This is a genomic window from Methylorubrum rhodinum (genome assembly GCF_014199935.1).
Classification (GTDB): Bacteria; Pseudomonadota; Alphaproteobacteria; order Rhizobiales; family Beijerinckiaceae; genus Methylobacterium; species Methylobacterium rhodinum.
This window is the reverse complement of sequence record NZ_JACHOP010000007.1, coordinates 39,301-55,312: the sequence shown is the minus strand read 5'-3', so window position 1 is coordinate 55,312 and position 16,012 is coordinate 39,301. Positions and strand designations below refer to the sequence as shown.

At 69.3% G+C, this 16,012-nt stretch carries 12 protein-coding genes; 5 read left to right on the top strand and 7 right to left on the bottom strand.

The features are described 5' to 3' along the window. Positions 1–125: 125 nt before the first annotated feature. The 3 genes from pnp to HNR00_RS10650 all read right to left on the bottom strand — a co-directional run bounded on the left by pnp (position 126) and on the right by HNR00_RS10650 (position 4,714). Positions 126–2,363, bottom strand: a complete 2,238-nt coding sequence (pnp, locus tag HNR00_RS10660; protein ID WP_183569031.1) for a polyribonucleotide nucleotidyltransferase — start codon at positions 2,361–2,363, stop codon at positions 126–128. A 257-nt stretch (positions 2,364–2,620) separates the two neighbouring features. After that, the gene (rpsO, locus tag HNR00_RS10655; RefSeq protein ID WP_183569029.1) at positions 2,621–2,890 is read right to left on the bottom strand and encodes a 30S ribosomal protein S15; all 270 of its coding nucleotides are present in this window, start codon (positions 2,888–2,890) and stop codon (positions 2,621–2,623) included. A 231-nt stretch (positions 2,891–3,121) separates the two neighbouring features. Then, entirely contained in the window at positions 3,122–4,714 is a 1,593-nt protein-coding gene (locus tag HNR00_RS10650; RefSeq protein ID WP_183569027.1) for an alkaline phosphatase D family protein, read from the bottom strand. An 86-nt stretch (positions 4,715–4,800) separates the two neighbouring features. On the opposite strand from HNR00_RS10650, the gene HNR00_RS10645 reads away from it, so the two are divergent. Continuing rightward, positions 4,801–6,225, top strand: a complete 1,425-nt coding sequence (locus tag HNR00_RS10645; RefSeq protein ID WP_376770373.1) for an amino acid permease — start codon at positions 4,801–4,803, stop codon at positions 6,223–6,225. Between the two features lie 179 nt (positions 6,226–6,404). On the opposite strand, the gene xth is transcribed toward HNR00_RS10645, so the two are convergent. Further along, positions 6,405–7,214, bottom strand: a complete 810-nt coding sequence (gene xth, locus HNR00_RS10640; RefSeq protein WP_183569025.1) for an exodeoxyribonuclease III — start codon at positions 7,212–7,214, stop codon at positions 6,405–6,407. A 170-nt stretch (positions 7,215–7,384) separates the two neighbouring features. On the opposite strand from xth, the gene HNR00_RS10635 reads away from it, so the two are divergent. Beyond that, entirely contained in the window at positions 7,385–7,609 is a 225-nt protein-coding gene (locus HNR00_RS10635) for a hypothetical protein (protein ID WP_183569023.1), read from the top strand. 59 nt (positions 7,610–7,668) lie between these two features. On the opposite strand, the gene HNR00_RS10630 is transcribed toward HNR00_RS10635, so the two are convergent. Together HNR00_RS10630 and HNR00_RS10625 are read right to left on the bottom strand one after the other, a co-directional pair. Then, positions 7,669–8,616 (bottom strand): LolA family protein, encoded by a 948-nt coding sequence (locus HNR00_RS10630; RefSeq protein ID WP_183569021.1) that lies wholly within the window; start codon positions 8,614–8,616, stop codon positions 7,669–7,671. 159 nt (positions 8,617–8,775) lie between these two features. Continuing rightward, on the bottom strand, positions 8,776–12,006 hold the full coding sequence (locus tag HNR00_RS10625; RefSeq protein ID WP_183569019.1) for a DNA translocase FtsK: 3,231 nt from the start codon (positions 12,004–12,006) through the stop codon (positions 8,776–8,778). Between the two features lie 406 nt (positions 12,007–12,412). Here HNR00_RS10625 and HNR00_RS10620 point away from each other — a divergent pair, with 406 nt between their 5' ends. The 3 genes from HNR00_RS10620 (at position 12,413) to HNR00_RS10610 (ending at position 15,531) form a co-directional block, all read left to right on the top strand. Continuing rightward, positions 12,413–14,470, top strand: coding sequence for an NAD(+) synthase (locus HNR00_RS10620; protein ID WP_183569018.1), 2,058 nt, complete (start codon positions 12,413–12,415; stop codon positions 14,468–14,470). A gap of 332 nt (positions 14,471–14,802) precedes the next feature. Continuing rightward, complete coding sequence (locus tag HNR00_RS10615; RefSeq protein WP_183569016.1) at positions 14,803–15,030, top strand: hypothetical protein; 228 nt, start codon at positions 14,803–14,805, stop codon at positions 15,028–15,030. Between the two features lie 99 nt (positions 15,031–15,129). Continuing rightward, complete coding sequence (locus HNR00_RS10610; RefSeq protein ID WP_183569014.1) at positions 15,130–15,531, top strand: PilZ domain-containing protein; 402 nt, start codon at positions 15,130–15,132, stop codon at positions 15,529–15,531. A 32-nt stretch (positions 15,532–15,563) separates the two neighbouring features. Here the strand turns inward: HNR00_RS10610 and HNR00_RS10605 are convergent, their stop codons facing one another. Continuing rightward, positions 15,564–15,998 (bottom strand): HIT family protein, encoded by a 435-nt coding sequence (locus HNR00_RS10605; RefSeq protein WP_183569012.1) that lies wholly within the window; start codon positions 15,996–15,998, stop codon positions 15,564–15,566. Positions 15,999–16,012: the final 14 nt, after the last annotated feature.

The window sequence follows — 16,012 nt, the reverse complement described above, 5'->3', positions numbered from 1 at the left end:
TTGTTGGCCGTGCGGCTGTTCTACCTCGTCGCCGCTCGATCGAGAGGTCACGGGGCGACAAAAAAAGAGCGCGGCCCCGAGGGGCCGCGATCCATGATCGATCGATGAGATCGGGAGGTGACGGCTTACTCGCCGGCTTCGCGCCGCCGCTCGCCGCGGTCGCGGCGGGGGCCGCGGTCGCCGCGATCACCCCGGTCGCTGCGCTCCTCGCGCTCCGGCTCGCCGCGCTCCGCGCGCTCGGCCTTCAGCTTCTCGGTGAGGTCCTCGCCGGTCTCCTGATCGACGACCTTCATCGACAGGCGGATCTTGCCGCGCTCGTCGGCCCCCAGGAACTTCACCTTGACCTTCTGGCCTTCCTTGACGACGTCGCCGACCTTGGCGACGCGCTGCGGCGCCAGCTCGGAGATGTGGACGAGGCCGTCCTTGGCGCCGAAGAAGTTCACGAAGGCGCCGAACTCCATGATCTTGACGATCGTGCCGTCGTAGATCGTGCCGGCCTCGGGCTCGGCGACGATGGAGCGGATCCAGTTGTAGGCCGCCTTGATCGCCTTGCCGTCGGAGGAGGCGATCTTGACGATGCCGGTGTCCTCGATGTTGATCTTGGCACCGGTCTTCTCGACGATCTCGCGGATGATCTTGCCGCCGGTGCCGATCACGTCGCGGATCTTGTCGGTGGGGATCTGCATCGTCTCGATGCGCGGCGCGTACTCGCCGAGCTCCGGACGGGCCGCGGTGAGCGCGTTGGCCATCTCGCCGAGGATGTGGGCGCGACCGTCCTTCGCCTGGGCGAGGGCGATCTTCATGATCTCCTCGGTGATGCCGGCGATCTTGATGTCCATCTGGAGCGAGGTGATGCCCTCGTCCGTGCCGGCCACCTTGAAGTCCATGTCGCCGAGGTGATCCTCGTCGCCGAGGATGTCGGACAGCACTGCGAAGCGCTCACCCTCCAAGATGAGGCCCATGGCGATGCCGGCGACGGGGCGGCGCAGCGGCACGCCCGCATCCATCAGCGACAGCGAGCCGCCGCAGACGCTAGCCATCGACGAGGAGCCGTTCGACTCGGTGATCTCGGACACGACGCGGATCGTGTACGGGAACTCGTGGGCCGGCGGCAGCACCGGACGGATCGCGCGCCAGGCGAGCTTGCCGTGGCCGATCTCGCGCCGTCCCGGCGAGCCCATGCGGCCGGTCTCGCCGACGGAATAGGGAGGGAAGTTGTAGTGGAGCAGGAAGCGCTCCTTGTAGGTGCCTTCCAGCGCGTCGATGAACTGCTCGTCCTCGCCGGTGCCGAGCGTGGCGACGACCAGCGCCTGCGTCTCGCCGCGGGTGAAGATCGCCGAGCCGTGGGCGCGGGGCAGCACGCCGACTTCCGACACGATCGAGCGGACCGTCTTCACGTCGCGACCGTCGATGCGGGAACCCGTGTCGAGGACGTTCCAGCGCACGACCTTCGACTGGGCTTCCTTGAAGGCGGCCTTGACCTTCTCTGCTGAGAACTTCTGCTCGCCCTCGGCCGGGCAGAGGGCGGCGACCACCTTCGCCTTCACGGCGTCGACGGCCTTGTAGCGCTCCTGCTTGACCGTGATCTTGTAGGCCTCGCGCAGCTCCGTCTCGGCGATGTCGAGCACCGCCTTCTCGACGTCGGCGTTCTCCGGGGGCGAGAAGTCGCGCGGCTCCTTGGCGGCCTTCTCGGCGAGGCGGACGATCGCCTCGATGACGGGCTGGAAGTGCTTGTGGCCGAACATCACGGCCCCGAGCATCACGTCTTCCGAGAGTTCCTTGGCCTCGGACTCGACCATCAGCACGGCGTCCGTGGTGCCGGCGACGACGAGGTCGAGGGTCGACTCGTCCTTGATCTCGGTGACCGGCGGGTTCAGCTTGTAGCCGCCGTTGATGTAGCCGACGCGGGCGGCGCCGATCGGGCCCATGAACGGCACGCCGGAGATGGTCAGCGCGGCCGAGGCCGCGACCATCGCGACGATGTCCGGATCGTTCTCGAGGTCGTGGGAGAGGACGGTGACGACGACCTGGGTGTCGTTGCGCCAGCCCTCGACGAAGAGCGGGCGGATCGGCCGGTCGATCAGGCGGGAGACCAGCGTCTCCTTCTCGGAGGGACGGCCCTCGCGCTTGAAGTAGCCGCCCGGAATGCGGCCGGCGGCGTAGGCGCGCTCCTGGTAGTTGACCGTGAGCGGCATGAAATCGATGCCGGCCTTGGGCTCCTTGGCGGCGACCACGGTCGCCAGCACGGTGGTCTCGCCGTAGGTGGCGACCACGGCGCCGTCGGCCTGGCGGGCGGTCTTGCCGGTTTCCAGAACGAGCTTGCGGTCGCCCCAGATCAGCTCTTCGCGTTGAACGTCGAACATTCTTGTCTTCCTGCCTTCATGCGTGCGGGGCTTGGCCCGGCGCCGCCAGAGGCAAGACGGCGAGACGCTTCCTCTCGAAGAAGCGTCTCGCGATCCTGCCCCGGCGCCTCGCGCCTCGAAGCCGCCCGTGCGGACCGGCCGGGCCCCATGCCCGAACAGTCTTGTCGTGCCGCGCTCTCTTTACGCCGAACCGGCGTCCACTGCGGCTCAAGAGCGCTCATAGTGAAACGCGGCCCCGAGAGGCCGCGTGGATGGTCTTAGCGGCGGATGCCGAGGCGCTCGATCAGCGAGCGGTAGCGGCCCTCTTCCTTGCGCTTGAGGTAGTCGAGCAGCGAGCGGCGCTGCGAGACCAGCTTCAGGAGGCCGCGGCGGGAGTGGTTGTCCTTGCCGTGGGTCTTGAAGTGACCGGTCAGGTTGGTGATCCGCTCGGTGAGCAGCGCGATCTGGACCTCCGGCGAACCGGTGTCCTTGCCGCCCTGCGCGTATTCCTTGATGAGCGCGGTCTTGCGCTCGGCCGTGATCGACATCGGCTTGCCTTTCAGGTGGGGTTTGGTCGGGAACGCCGCCCGCAACGGGGCTTTGGCGTTCGAAGCTCGCGGTCGGGCCGGTGCCGGGATGTCGTCCAGCACGGTCAGCCGCAAGCGGCACAAGCCCCGCCCGTCAGCCGGGTCGAGGCGGGCGGACCATACACGAAACCGCGGGAAGCGCCAGCATCGATTCCGGGGCCAGCTTCCCCGTCACCTCGTGACCGTGCCGCCTCACACGGTGCCCTCGACCTCCATGTCGGATGCATCCTGCCCCAGGGGATGGATGACTTTCGTGAACGGATAGTCCTGGCGCTCGACGAACCAGTTGCACCAGAACCGGCCCATCCCGTCCGGCTCCAGACTGAGGTAGTTCCGTCCACCGAGGAACTTTGTCTTGCTGTTCGGAAACGTCATCATCCGGCCGAACACACCTCGATCGACCTCCTCGTCGCTGTCGAACAGGTACCGCAGGGCGAACAGTACCACGCCCCCCGGTCCGGGATGGACGACGGCGGACGAGATCAGCTGATTGATGACGTTCTCGGAGCCGGCTGCCTGCTCACGCTTGCTCTCGATGATACCGAGAGCCGCGATATGCACATCACCCGACAGGATGGTCACGCGTATTTTCCTGCGCTTCGAGAGAGCGAGAAGCTGATGGATCAGGCGCAGGCGCTCACCTTGATGAGGCTGACTGCGCCAATGATCCCTGAGATCATCTTCAAGCTCCTGGTGCCCGGGAAAGATACCAAGAACCTTCTCGATGGTATCGAATCCCGGATAGACCACCGGTATGCTCGACATAACCATCACATGCGTGATGTCCTGCTGCTGGTCGAGCCATCCGAACAGCTCGCTCCAATGCTCTCGGCTCACCACGCGGCTCTTGTCGGTCCGTTGGGAGCGCATGTCGATGGCGAGGATGGCTACGTCCGCGACGAGGTAGCCATAGCTGAAGGCCCCGACCCGGGTTTCCTGCGTCGCCGGCTGCTTCCACCATCCGGGCTTTGCCTGCCCGATCGCGCCGGGCCGACGTTCGCCGTCCTTGAGATGCTGCTGAAAAACCGCGAACGCCTTCGAGGCCGCGACCCAGATCCCCTTGAAGACCGGGCAATTCTGTCGCTCGGGAGGGTAGGAGCCCCACCCGTCGATCAGATCGTGATCGTCCCACATCGCGATCGAGGGAACCCGCGCGATCATGCGGGCCACCTCGGGCTGGGACCACCGCGAGACGTAAAGGTCGAAGAAGAACGCATCGAGTTCCTGCTGCATCGCCGGGGTCATGGGCGCGGCATTGCCCTCGGCCCAGTCCAGCGCGTTCCACTCCCTCATAGACGGAAGCGTCTCCCACATCGCGTCGGCATAGACTTGGTCTCCGCCTTGCAGAAGAAGATGATAGGGGTGAGCGGGCGACGTCTCGGGCATGCCGTCCTCATGCACGACCTCCGCGAGCCCATGACGCCGCGCCATGACCTTCCAGACAGCGTTCTTGTCCTTCACCCCCTTCATGAGCTTGAGGGACGAGAAGCCGTTGCAGGAGGCGTAGGCCATCGTCGGCGCCTGGGTGGAGGCTGGCACGACGATGTCGTAGCTGGTCTGGCCGACTTTGTAGGACAGCTGAGCCTGTTCTCCACCCATCGGCAGCGAAAGAATGTATCGGCACACTTTTCCAGCGGCCGCATCCCACAAAGTTTCGTGGCTGATGGTTTTGTTCCTGAATCTGACGCGTTCCGGCTCTCCATCCACGACGATCAAGACAGAAACGTCCCACTTGGCTGCTTCTCTGCCGCGAAAGGACAAAACGGGCCCCATCAGAATCGCCATAGCAAACCCTCTATAAATTATCTCTATCTATCTATCTTCGAGCGTGGAGCCGAGATTTGCAAGAAAAATCAATATCTGCGGTCAGCATTCGGATACCGTCAGCGCCGAGTGACTCATGTACCGATACGGCTCAGCCTACACTCGCTCGCAATCTCTCGGCCCTCAGCCTGATCTGCATCGGCGTCGGCGCCACCGTCGGGGCCGGCATCTTCGTGCTGACCGGCACGGCGGCCGCGCATTACGCCGGGCCGGGGCTGATGCTGTCCTTCGTGCTCGGCGGGATCGCCAGCGGGCTCGTCGGGCTCTGCTACGCGGAGCTTGCCGCGATGATGCCGGTGGCGGGGTCGAGCTATGCCTATGCGCGGGTCACCTTCGGGGCGCTGCCGGCCTGGATCGTCGGCTGGGACCTCGTGCTCGAATTCGCGCTCGCCGCCGCCACCGTCGCGGTCGGCTGGTCGGGCTACGCCCAGAGCCTGATGGCGGATGCGGGGTTCAAGCTCCCGGCGGCGCTCGCGGCCGCGCCGGGGGAGGGCGGGGTGGTGAACCTGCCGGCCGCCGGCATCGTGCTGGCGCTCACCGCGCTGCTGATCGCGGGCAATCGCGGGGCGTCGCGGGTCAACGCGGCGCTCGTCGCGCTGAAGGTCGCGATCATCCTGGCCTTCGTCGGGATCGGCGCGGCGCATGTGCGGCCCGAACTGTGGTCGCCGCTGGTGCCGCCGAACGAGGGCGCGTTCGGCGCCTTCGGCTGGAGCGGAATCTTTCGCGGGGCCGGCGTGGTGTTCTTCGCCTATGTCGGCTTCGAGACCATCGCCACCGCCATGGCCGAGACCCGCAATCCGCAGCGCGACGCGCCCATCGGCATCATCGGCGCACTGATCGTGACGAGCGTCCTCTACATCGCGGTCGCGGGCGTGCTGACCGGGCTCGTGCCCTACCGGGAACTCGCCGTGCCGGACCCGATCGCCAAGGCGATCGACACCACCGGGCTCGCCGGCCTCGCCCTCGCCATCAAGGTCGGGGCGCTACTGGGGCTCACCACCGCGACGCTCACCGCCCTCTACGGGCAGGCGCGCATCTTCTACGCCATGGCCCGCGACCGGATGCTGCCCGATCTTTTTGCGAGCGTGCATCCGCAACGGCGGACCCCGTGGGCGTCTCAAGGATTGATCGGCCTCGCCACGGCCCTGGTGGCGGCGCTCGTGCCGATCGACGTGCTCGGCGAACTCGTCAGCATCGGCACGCTGCTGGCCTTCGGTCTGGTCTGCGCCACCGTGCTGATCCTGCGCCGCAGGGAGCCGGATCGTCCGCGCCCGTTCCGGGTGCCGGGCGGCGCCGTCGTGCCGGTGCTCGGCATCCTCGCCTGCATCAGTCTGATGGCGAGCCTGCCGGGCGACACGTGGCTGCGGCTGGCAGCCTGGCTGGCGCTGGGGCTGGCGATCTGGTTCGGCTACGGCCGCAGGCGGATGCGAAACGGCCCGGATCGGGTGATCCGGGCCGGAGACAATCAGTAGGAGCGGTGGGACGGGCCGGTGTGGCGGCCCCCGCTGTATCGGCGGCGCACCCAGGCGATGGCCTTGGGCAGCAGGAAGACGACGAGGATCTGGCGCAGGATGCCACGCATGCGGGGCTTGTCTCCGTTCGAACTGTTGAGTTGCCAGTCCAATGCCGGAGGGGGCCTTCGCGTTCCGCCTCACAGTTCGAGGGTGAGCGTGACCGGCGCGTGGTCGGACGGCTTGTCCCAGCCGCGCGCCTCGCGAAACACCTCGACCTTGCGCACCGTGCCAGCGAGATCGGGCGAGACCCAGGCGTGGTCGAGGCGCCGTCCCTTGTTGGCCGCGGCCCAGTCGGGCGAGCGGTAGCTCCACCACGTGTAGATCTTTTCGGGTTCCGGGGTGAGGAGGCGGGCGGCGTCGATCCAGCCGGCCTCGCCGCGCAGGGTCTCCAAGGCCTCGGTCTCGACGGGGGTGTGGCTCACCACGTCGAGCAACTGCTTGTGCGACCAGACATCGTGCTCCAGCGGCGCGACGTTGAGGTCGCCGACGAGGATCGCCGGGCCGGAGACGCGGCGCCCGCCCCAGGCGCGCAGTTCGGCCAGGAAGTCGAGCTTGTGCGCGAATTTCGGGTTCAGTTCGCGGTGGGGCACGTCGCCCCCGGCCGGCACGTAGAAATCGTGCAGCACGAGCCCCGCCGCTTGGCCCGCCTCGGGGCCCAGCGCCGCGCAGATGTGGCGCGCATCGGGCTTGCCGCAGAAGCTTACGACCTCGCGGGTCAGCAGGGGAAAGCGCGAGAGGATGGCGACGCCGTTATAGCCCTTCTGGCCGGCGAAGACGACGTGCTCGTAGCCCGTCCCCCGGAGCGCCTTGAGCGGGAACAGCTCGTCCGGGCACTTCGTCTCCTGCAGGCACAGCACGTCGGGCTGCACCTCGCGTAGGAAGCGCAGCACGGACTCGATGCGCAGCCGCACCGAGTTGATGTTCCAGGTCGTGACGGTGAGTTGCACGGGCGACGAATCCGTTGGCGGGCGCTGTCCGTTCGACCGGACGGCCGCGCATCGGCCCTGATCGAGACGAAGCCGGATAGAGCCGGATCTCGCCGATGGCCACAACCGAATCGCAAGTTTTCGGCGGGATCGTCGCGGAGCAGAGGAAGAGAGGCCGGAGGAGGGCCGCGATGTTCACCGTTCGGCTATCGCAACAACGGCCCGCTCCGGCGCAGCGGGTCTCCCGGCTCGAGCGCTCGGTCGTTCAGGCGCTGTGCGTGGTGATCGTCCTGGCGCTGATGCTGCTCGTGGACACGCTGTTTCTCCACCACACGGTCTGGCATCTCATCGCCGACCGCGAGCCGGCGGCGGTCCACGCCCTCAAGGACCGTGCGGAGCACATGCTGCACCGTTAGGGCGCGCTCCGACGACGCGAACCACCGGTTCGCCGGAATGCGCTCCAACGGACGGCTCGTCAGGGATTCTGCCCCTGGAGCTGGCGCTGGATCGCCTTGTCCTCGGCGCGGCCGTAATTGATGAAGAACATCGACTGATCGACCGCCTTGCCCTTCTGCAGGTTGGTGAGCTGCACCGTGGTGAGGTAGCCCTGCGGATCGGTGATCCGCCACTGCGACAAGGTCTTCATCTCGGCGTCGAAGTAGAGCTGGATCTTCGAGGTGCCGCCGAGCGTCGAGCGGTCCTCCAGCGCGATGCGCACGCCGCCCGGATCGTTCGTGACTTCGGTCACCGTCAGGTCGCGCGCGAGGTCCATTTTTTCGCGCAGCAGGAATTTCAGCGGCGTCTGCGAGATGAAGTAGAGATCCTGGGTGTTGAGCTTGCGGTCGCGCACCGCCACCGAGGTGCCGTCGGCCACCACTTCGAGAGGGGAGGGCTGGTCGTACTCGAAGCGCAGGCGCCCGGGCTTCACCAGCGAGAGCTTGCCGCCGATGCGCCGCCCGTCGGCGCCGATCTGGATGAACGAGCCCGTCAGCGTCTGGAAGCTGTTGAAGTAGGCGTTGGCCCCGGCGACGATCTGGGCCGGATCGGCGTCCTGAAGCGAGGCGCCGAGGTTCGGCGCGCCGACCGCCGCGACGCGGGTGCCGGCGGGCGCCGCCGCGGAAGGGGTGGGCGCGCCGGGCTTGGCCGCATTCGCCTTGATGCTGCCGGTCTTGTCCTGGGATTTGTCCGCCGCAGCCGCCTTCTCCTTGGCGGGTTTGGCCGGCTTCTCGGCCTTCTTCGGCGCCGCGGGGGCGGCCTCCGGCTCGGGCTCGGGAGCGGCCGGCGGGGCCGGGGGCTCCTCTTTCCGGCCGAACAGGCCGTCGAGGAAGGACGAGACCTGGGCGCTCGCGGGCTGCGGCTGGAGCGCCAGCGCGGCCATCACGAGCAGCGGACCGGCGGCGGGGTGGAAGCGTCGGCCAGTCATCGTGTGGGCATCTCCCAGGGTGCGGGCATGGGGCCGGGCGGGGCGGCCCCATCGGGTGCGGACAGGCCGCGGCGCCGAGGGGGCGCCGAAGGTCCGAAATCGTGGTCTGCGATAGAGCCGGCCCCTGTGGCGAATATGCGACGGGGGCCGGATTTGACATCACTCGTCGTCGTAGCCGCCGGCCGGCGCGCCGCCGAGGCCCTCGACCAGGATCTCGCGTTTTCCCGCGTGGTTGGCAGGTCCCACGATGCCCTCGATCTCCATCCGCTCCATGATCGAGGCGGCGCGGTTGTAGCCGATCTGGAGGCGGCGCTGGATGTAGCTCGTCGAGGCCTTGCGGTCGCGCAGCACCACGGCGATGGCCTGCTCGTAGAGTTCGCCGCCCTCCGCGCCCGCGGTCGCCGCGAAGGCGCCGATGTCGAAGACCGGAGCGTCGGCCTCCTCGACCTCGGCGAAGTCGTCCTTCTCGGCTTTCGCCGCGGCCTTCCCGCCCTTGGCGGGTTTTTCCGGCTGGTCGGACGAGCCGTCGTCGGCGGTGACGGCCTCCAAGTAGGAGGGCCGGCCCTGGCGCTTGAGGTGCGCCACGACGGTCTCGACCTCGCTGTCCGAGCAGAACGGGCCGTGGACGCGGGTGGTGCGCCCGCCGCCGGCCATGAACAGCATGTCGCCCTGACCCAGGAGCTGCTCGGCACCCATCTCGCCCAGGATGGTGCGCGAGTCGATCTTGCTCGTCACCTGGAAGGAGATGCGGGTGGGGAAGTTCGCCTTGATCGTGCCGGTGATGACATCGACCGAGGGGCGCTGCGTCGCCATGATCAGGTGGATGCCGGCCGCGCGCGCCATCTGGGCGAGGCGCTGGATCGCGCCCTCGATGTCCTTGCCGGCCACCATCATCAGGTCGGCCATCTCGTCGACCACGATGACGATGTAGGGCAGCGCCGAGCGGTCCATCTCCTGCTCCTCGAACACCGCCTCGCCGGTGGTGCGGTCGAAGCCGGTCTGGACCGTGCGGGTGATGATCTCGCCCCGCTCGCGCGCCTCCTTCATCCGGGCATTGTACCCGTCGATGTTGCGCACGCTGATCTTCGACATCTTCTTGTAGCGCTCCTCCATCTCGCGCACGGCCCATTTCAGCGCGATGACCGCCTTCTTCGGGTCGATGACGACGGGGGAGAGCAGGTGCGGGATGCCGTCGTAGACCGACAGTTCCAGCATCTTGGGATCGACCATGATCAGGCGGCACTCTTCCGGCTTCAGCCGGTAGAGCAGCGACAGGATCATGGTGTTGATGGCGACCGACTTGCCCGAACCCGTGGTGCCGGCGACCAGCAGGTGCGGCATGCGGGCGAGGTCGGCGATGATCGGCTCGCCGCCGATGTTCTTGCCGAGGCACAGGGCGAGCTTGTGCTTCGAATCGACGAAATCGACCGAGGCGAGGAGTTCGCGCAGGTACACGGTCTCGCGCACTTGGTTCGGCAGCTCGATGCCGATGACGTTGCGGCCCGGCACCACGGCGACGCGGGCGGAGACGGCGGACATCGAGCGGGCGATGTCGTCCGACAGGCCGATGACGCGGCTCGACTTGGTGCCCGGCGCCGGCTCCAGCTCGTAGAGGGTCACGACCGGACCGGGGCGCACGGCCAGGATATCGCCGCGCACGCCAAAGTCCTGCACGGTCTGCTGGAGGTTGAGGGCGTTTTGCTCCAGCTCGTCGGCATCGACCTCCTCGCCGTCGGGCAGCGGCGGCTCGGCCAGCAGTTCGAGGGAGGGCAGTTCGTAGTCGGCGTTGCCGACGAAGGTCATCTCCAGATGGCGGCCGGCCGGGATCAGGGCCGGGCGCTCGGGCAGATACGCGCGGGGCCGGTTCTCCGGCTCGGCGGCGACGGGGGCAGGGGCGACCTCCTCGGCGGGCTCCTCGACGACGGGCTCAGGGATCGCCTCGATCACGGGCTCCTCGAACGCCTCGGCGATCAGGGCGGCCTCGTCGGCGGGCGCCGCCTTGCTGCGCAGCAGGACCGGGCGGGCGGGAATCGTCAGCGGCTGGACCGCGGCGACCGTGTGGGCGGGGGCGACCGGCTGCGGGGCGAACGCTTCCGGCTCGACGAAGATCTCCTGCGGGGCAGGGGAGGGGGCCGGGACGGCAGCGGGCGCCTCGGCCGTCGCGAAGCCGGGGCCGTTCCAGGCCTCGAACGCGTCGGCGGGGAAGATCGCGGCGCGGGCGGCCATGGCGTGGAGCCGGCGGCGCGGGACGGGCTGGAAGGCGGGCCGCTCCGCGGCCGGGGCGACGGCCTCGACGGGCACCGACTCGACCGGAGCCGTCTCGACCACAGCCGCCTCGACGGCGAAGGCCTCGATGACCGACGCTTCGACGGCGTGCGCCTCGGGAGCCTGCGCCTCGGGCGCCGGCACCTCGACGACCCGAACCTCGACGACCTGCCCCTCGGCGGGGCCGAACCAGCCATGCAGCTCCGACCAATCGGGCACGTCGGCCCAGTCGGACGGCTCGGCCGGGACCGGCGGGATGAACGGCGCCTCGAAGACCGCCTCGGCGGGGAGAGCCACGGCCTCGACCGCGACGGGCTCGGGCAGCACCTCGACCACGGGGACCGGTTCGGCGGGCTTCGGACGGCGGTCGGGGGTGCGGAAGAAGCGCACGCCCGGCGGCGGCACGAACGGACGGCGCCAGCTCGGCACGCCGTCCATCGACTCCACGGTCTGCGCCGCGAGCGCCCGGGCGGATTCTTCCGCCCGCACGGCCGCAGCCTCGGCCTCGCGCTCGGCGGCCTCGATGGCGGCCAGACGCGCCTGCTCGGCCTCGCGCGCGGCGGCCTCCGCGGCGATCTGCGCGTCGAGCAGGGCCTGGGCGCGATCTTGCGCCTCGCGCTCGGCCTCCAGCGCCCGGCGGCGGCGCTCCATCAGCACCGGGTCGGGCGTGCGGGTGAAACGCACGGCGGGCTCGGGGTTGAGCTGCGGCATCGCCTGGGCGAGCCCCTGCTGCATCGCGTGGACCGCCGGCAGCGGCGCCGCCTCGGGGGCGATGGCGGCGGGGCGGCGGGGCGTGCGCACGAGAACGCCGGGCCCGGAGGCGCGGGTGTCGATGCGGCTCTCGAACGCCGGCTCGGCCTGATCCGCGTAAGCCTCGTAGGGGCGGGCAGGGGCGGGCATCTCGAAGGCAGGCTCCTGCGGCTCCCAATCCTGCGGTGCGGGCCCGCGGCCGAGCATCGCCCCCGGCGGCACCAGCCAGCTCGGCATCGCGCCGGCCTCGAACCCGTCCGGACCGGGCACGGCCGGATCGGTCGCGTGCGGATGGGGCAAGGCGCGTGGCAGCGCCCGCGGCGGGGCGGGCGGGGCGCCGACGAAGCGCCGGGTGAGGTTGGCGCGCAGGTTCATCAGCCGGTGGGCGAGGCCGCCCGCCGACAGATCCAGACGATCGCCGCCGCGGCTCGGCCGCGACGGATCTCGATGCGAATACGGAGGCCGTCCCGAAGCGCGCATGATCTGTGAGATGACTCGAAACAAGGTTCCGGCTCCCCCTGGAGCGGTTCGCCCCCCAGTTAGGCGGATCGTCGTTAACGAACGCTTGCCCTCCCCGCATGCGACCCGTCCCGCGGGCGCGATGCGCGGGGCGGCCGAAACGGATATTCCTGTGTGGGGTTGAACCCTTGGCGGCTTTTTGTAGGACTTGCCCCTCGCCGCTGCCGGCAAGGGTGAGGATGCGCCGCCAAACTATTGAAAATCCGTGCCTTCCGCCCGTCCGCAGCGGTAGGCGCGCCCAAAGGCGAGCATTGAGGTCACGGTGAGCCAGAGCAATCCGCAAAAGCCCTTCCGCTCGCTCTACGCCCATGGCTTCGCCCGCGTCGCGGCCTGCACCGGGCGCAGCCATCCGGGCGACCCGGCGGCCAATGTCGAGGCGATCCTGGCGCTCGCCGGGGAGTGCCATAGGGAAGGCGCCGCGCTCGCCGTCTTCCCCGAACTCTGCGTCTCGTCCTACGCGATCGAGGACCTGCTTCTGCAGACCGCCCTGCTCGATGCGGTCGAGGCCGGGATCGCGCGGCTGGTCGCGGCGAGCGCTCGCCTCACCCCCGTCCTCGTCGTCGGCGCGCCGGTCCGCTGGGGCCACCGGCTCTACAACGGTGCGCTCGCGATCCACGGCGGGCGGCTCCTCGGCGTGGTGCCCAAAAGCTATCTGCCGAACTACCGGGAGTTCTACGAGAAGCGCCACTTCGCCTCCGGCGCCGGGATCACGGGCGAGACGATCCGGGTCGCCGGGCACGCGGCGCCGTTCGGCACCGACCTGCTGTTTACGGCCGACGACGTGCCGGGCTTTCGGCTGGCCATCGAGGTCTGCGAGGATCTGTGGGTGCCGCAGACGCCGGGGATGGACGCGGTGCTGGCGGGCGCCACCGTCATCGCCAACATCTCGGGCAGCCCGATCACCGTCGGCCGGGCCGATTCCCGCGAACTCCTGACCCGCGCCGCCTCGATGCGGGGCCTGTGCGCCTACGTCTACGCCGCCGCGGGCACGGGCGAATCCACCACCGACCTGTCCTGGGACGGGCAGACCAGCATCGACGAGAACGGCGTGCGGCTGGCCGCAGGCGAGCGCTTCCCGGACAAGCCGGTGGCGACGCTCGCCGACATCGACCTCGATCTCTTGACCCAGGAGCGGCGCCAGGCCGGCAGCCTCGACGACAACGCGCGGGCGCGGACTGCACCGTTCCGCACGATCCCGTTCCGCCTCGATCCGCCGTCCGGCGATCTGGGCCTGAAGCGGCGCGTCGAGCGCTTCCCGTTCGTGCCCGCCGACCCGGCCCGCCTCGCCCAGGATTGCTACGAGGCCTACAACATCCAGGTGGCGGGCCTCGCCCAGAGGTTGTCGGCCACCGGCACCAAGCGGGCGGTGATCGGCGTCTCGGGCGGGCTCGACTCGACCCACGCCCTCATCGTGGTGGCGAAAGCCTTCGACCGGCTCGGCCTCCCGCGAAAAAACATCCTGGCCTACACGCTGCCGGGCTTCGCCACCTCGGACGAGACCAAGACCAACGCCCACGCCCTGATGCGGGCGCTCGGCACCACGTCGGAAGAGATCGACATCCGCCCAGCCGCCCGGCAGATGCTGACCGACATGGGCCACCCGTTCGGGCGCGGCGAGGCGGTCTACGACGTCACCTTCGAGAACGTGCAGGCGGGCTTGCGCACCGATTACCTGTTCCGGCTCGCCAACCGGCACGGCGGCATCGTCATCGGCACCGGCGACCTGTCGGAGCTGGCGCTCGGCTGGTCGACCTACGGCGTCGGCGACCAGATGAGCCACTACGGCGTCAACGCGGGCGTGCCCAAGACCCTGATCCAGCACCTGATCCGCTGGGTCATCGCCTCCGGACAGTTCGGCGAGGCCGAGAACCGGACGCTGCGCGCCGTGCTCGACACCGAGATTTCCCCCGAACTCGTACCGGCCACCGAGGGGGAGGGGCCGCAGAGCACGGAAGCCAAGATCGGTCCCTACGCGCTGCAGGATTTCTCGCTGTGGTTCACCCTGCGCCACGGCTTCGCGCCGTCGAAGATCGCCTATCTTGCGCTTCACGCCTGGGGCGACGCGGGGCGGGGCGACTGGCCGCCGGATTTCCCGGAAGCCAAGCGCATCGCCTACGATCTGCCGACGATCCGGCGCTGGCTGTCGGTGTTCCTCGACCGGTTCTTCCGCTTCAGCCAGTTCAAGCGCTCGGCGCTGCCCAACGGCCCAAAAGTCTCGGCCGGCGGCGCTCTCTCCCCGCGGGGCGACTGGCGCGCGCCTTCCGATTCGACCGCGCGGGCGTGGCTGGACGAGTTGGAGCGGAACGTGCCGGTGGAGTGAGGGCGATGACGATCCTCCCACCCACACCCTCATCCTGAGGTGGCGGCGCGAAGCGTCGCCCTCGAAGGAGGGCTCCAGGGATCGCGCGGGAACTGGAGCCCTCCTTCGAGGCTGCTGCGCAGCACCTCAGGATGAGGGGGGAGGGTGGGATCGCGGCCCGTCAGGTCCTGCGCGCGGCAGATCGTTCGAAACCGTTCCAGACCCGCGCATCGCCCCGTGCGCCGCCGCACACCCCGCCCTCCCCCGGCCACGATGCCATCGTCGCCGACACAAACCGGACCGATTGCCGGGCTATCGCCCTTCCGAGGATGCGGCGAAGCGGAGGGCCACCGATGCGCAGCTACAACGTGTTCCGGCGCAAGGGCGAGGAGGCCCTGTGCTGCGCGGTGCCGGAGAGCCACGCCGTGCCGCGCTTCGTCGGCGGGCGCCGCTGGACCTTCGGCGGCAAGATCGACGCGCAGGCCGCCCCGCCCCCCGGCTTCGACGACCGCGCCGCCGCCACCGCCGTGCGCTTCAACGGCTTCTACCTGTTCCAGGCGCTCGACGAGAAAGCCTCGTGAAACCGTAGGTCCCGTGGCCGTGTCGCGGGTTCCGTCGAGCTTTCCTTAACGGCTCCCGGTCTAGGCTCTTCGGGATCGTCGGGGACGGAGGCCGACTCCATGAGCAGCGAGCAGCGCCAGGACATCCGCAAGCGCACCTTCCTGAAAGGGCGGATTCTCTTCAACAAGGGCGCGTCCTCGATGGACTGCCTGATCCGCGACCTGTCGGAGACCGGCGCGCGGCTGGAACTCTCCGAGACCAGCACCCTGCCGGAGGTGTTCGACCTCTACATCCCGCAGAAGGACGAGACCTTCCGCTGCACGCTGCGCTGGCGCCGCGACGGCGGGGTGGGCATCGCCTTCGCCGACCACCACGCGAAGCCGGCCGCCGCCGAGCCGGCGCCCCTGCCCGACGCGTCCATCGGCGTGCTGCTGCGCCGGATCGCCGAGCTGGAGGCCGAGAACGCGGCCCTGCGCTCCGTGCTCGCCACCCTGAGCGCCGCCAAGGCGAGCGCGGCCTGAGCGCAGAGAAAACCACGAGCGCGGCCTGAGCCTCACGCCGCCTCGTCGAGCGCGGCGCGGATGCGCGCGGCGTGCTCGGCCAGCACCGCGTTGTCGGCCATGCCGCCCTCGTGACGCTTGAGCGGCACGCCCTCGCGGCGCGGAATCACGTGAAAGTGCAGATGGAACACCGTCTGCCCGCCCGCCGGCTCGTTGAACTGGAACACGGTCAGCCCGTCGGCCTCGAACGCCTTCCGCACCGCGCGCCCGACCCATTGCACGCTCGCGATCAGCGCGGCGAGCGTCGCCGGCTCGGCATCGAGCAGGCCGCGGCTCGGCGCCTTGGGGATCACCAGGGTGTGCCCCTCGCCCTGAGGCATCACGTCCATGAAGGCCAGCGTGTGCGCGTCCTCGTAGACCTTGTGGGCCGGAATTTCCCCACGCAGGATCTTCGCGAAGATGTTGTCCGGGTCGTATGTCGGCGTCATCGGGCTCCTCCGGT

What these genes read in the sequence shown, in the direction of transcription:
- pnp (WP_183569031.1), bottom strand. Translation starts at nt 2,363, where the DNA reads ATGTTCGACGTTCAACGCGAAGAGCTGATCTGGGGCGACCGCAAGCTC.
- rpsO (WP_183569029.1), bottom strand. Translation starts at nt 2,890, where the DNA reads ATGTCGATCACGGCCGAGCGCAAGACCGCGCTCATCAAGGAATACGCG.
- HNR00_RS10650 (WP_183569027.1), bottom strand. Translation starts at nt 4,714, where the DNA reads ATGGCGATTCTGATGGGGCCCGTTTTGTCCTTTCGCGGCAGAGAAGCA.
- HNR00_RS10635 (WP_183569023.1), top strand. Translation starts at nt 7,385, where the DNA reads ATGTTCACCGTTCGGCTATCGCAACAACGGCCCGCTCCGGCGCAGCGG.
- HNR00_RS10630 (WP_183569021.1), bottom strand. Translation starts at nt 8,616, where the DNA reads ATGACTGGCCGACGCTTCCACCCCGCCGCCGGTCCGCTGCTCGTGATG.
- HNR00_RS10625 (WP_183569019.1), bottom strand. Translation starts at nt 12,006, where the DNA reads ATGAACCTGCGCGCCAACCTCACCCGGCGCTTCGTCGGCGCCCCGCCC.
- HNR00_RS10615 (WP_183569016.1), top strand. Translation starts at nt 14,803, where the DNA reads ATGCGCAGCTACAACGTGTTCCGGCGCAAGGGCGAGGAGGCCCTGTGC.
- HNR00_RS10610 (WP_183569014.1), top strand. Translation starts at nt 15,130, where the DNA reads ATGAGCAGCGAGCAGCGCCAGGACATCCGCAAGCGCACCTTCCTGAAA.
- HNR00_RS10605 (WP_183569012.1), bottom strand. Translation starts at nt 15,998, where the DNA reads ATGACGCCGACATACGACCCGGACAACATCTTCGCGAAGATCCTGCGT.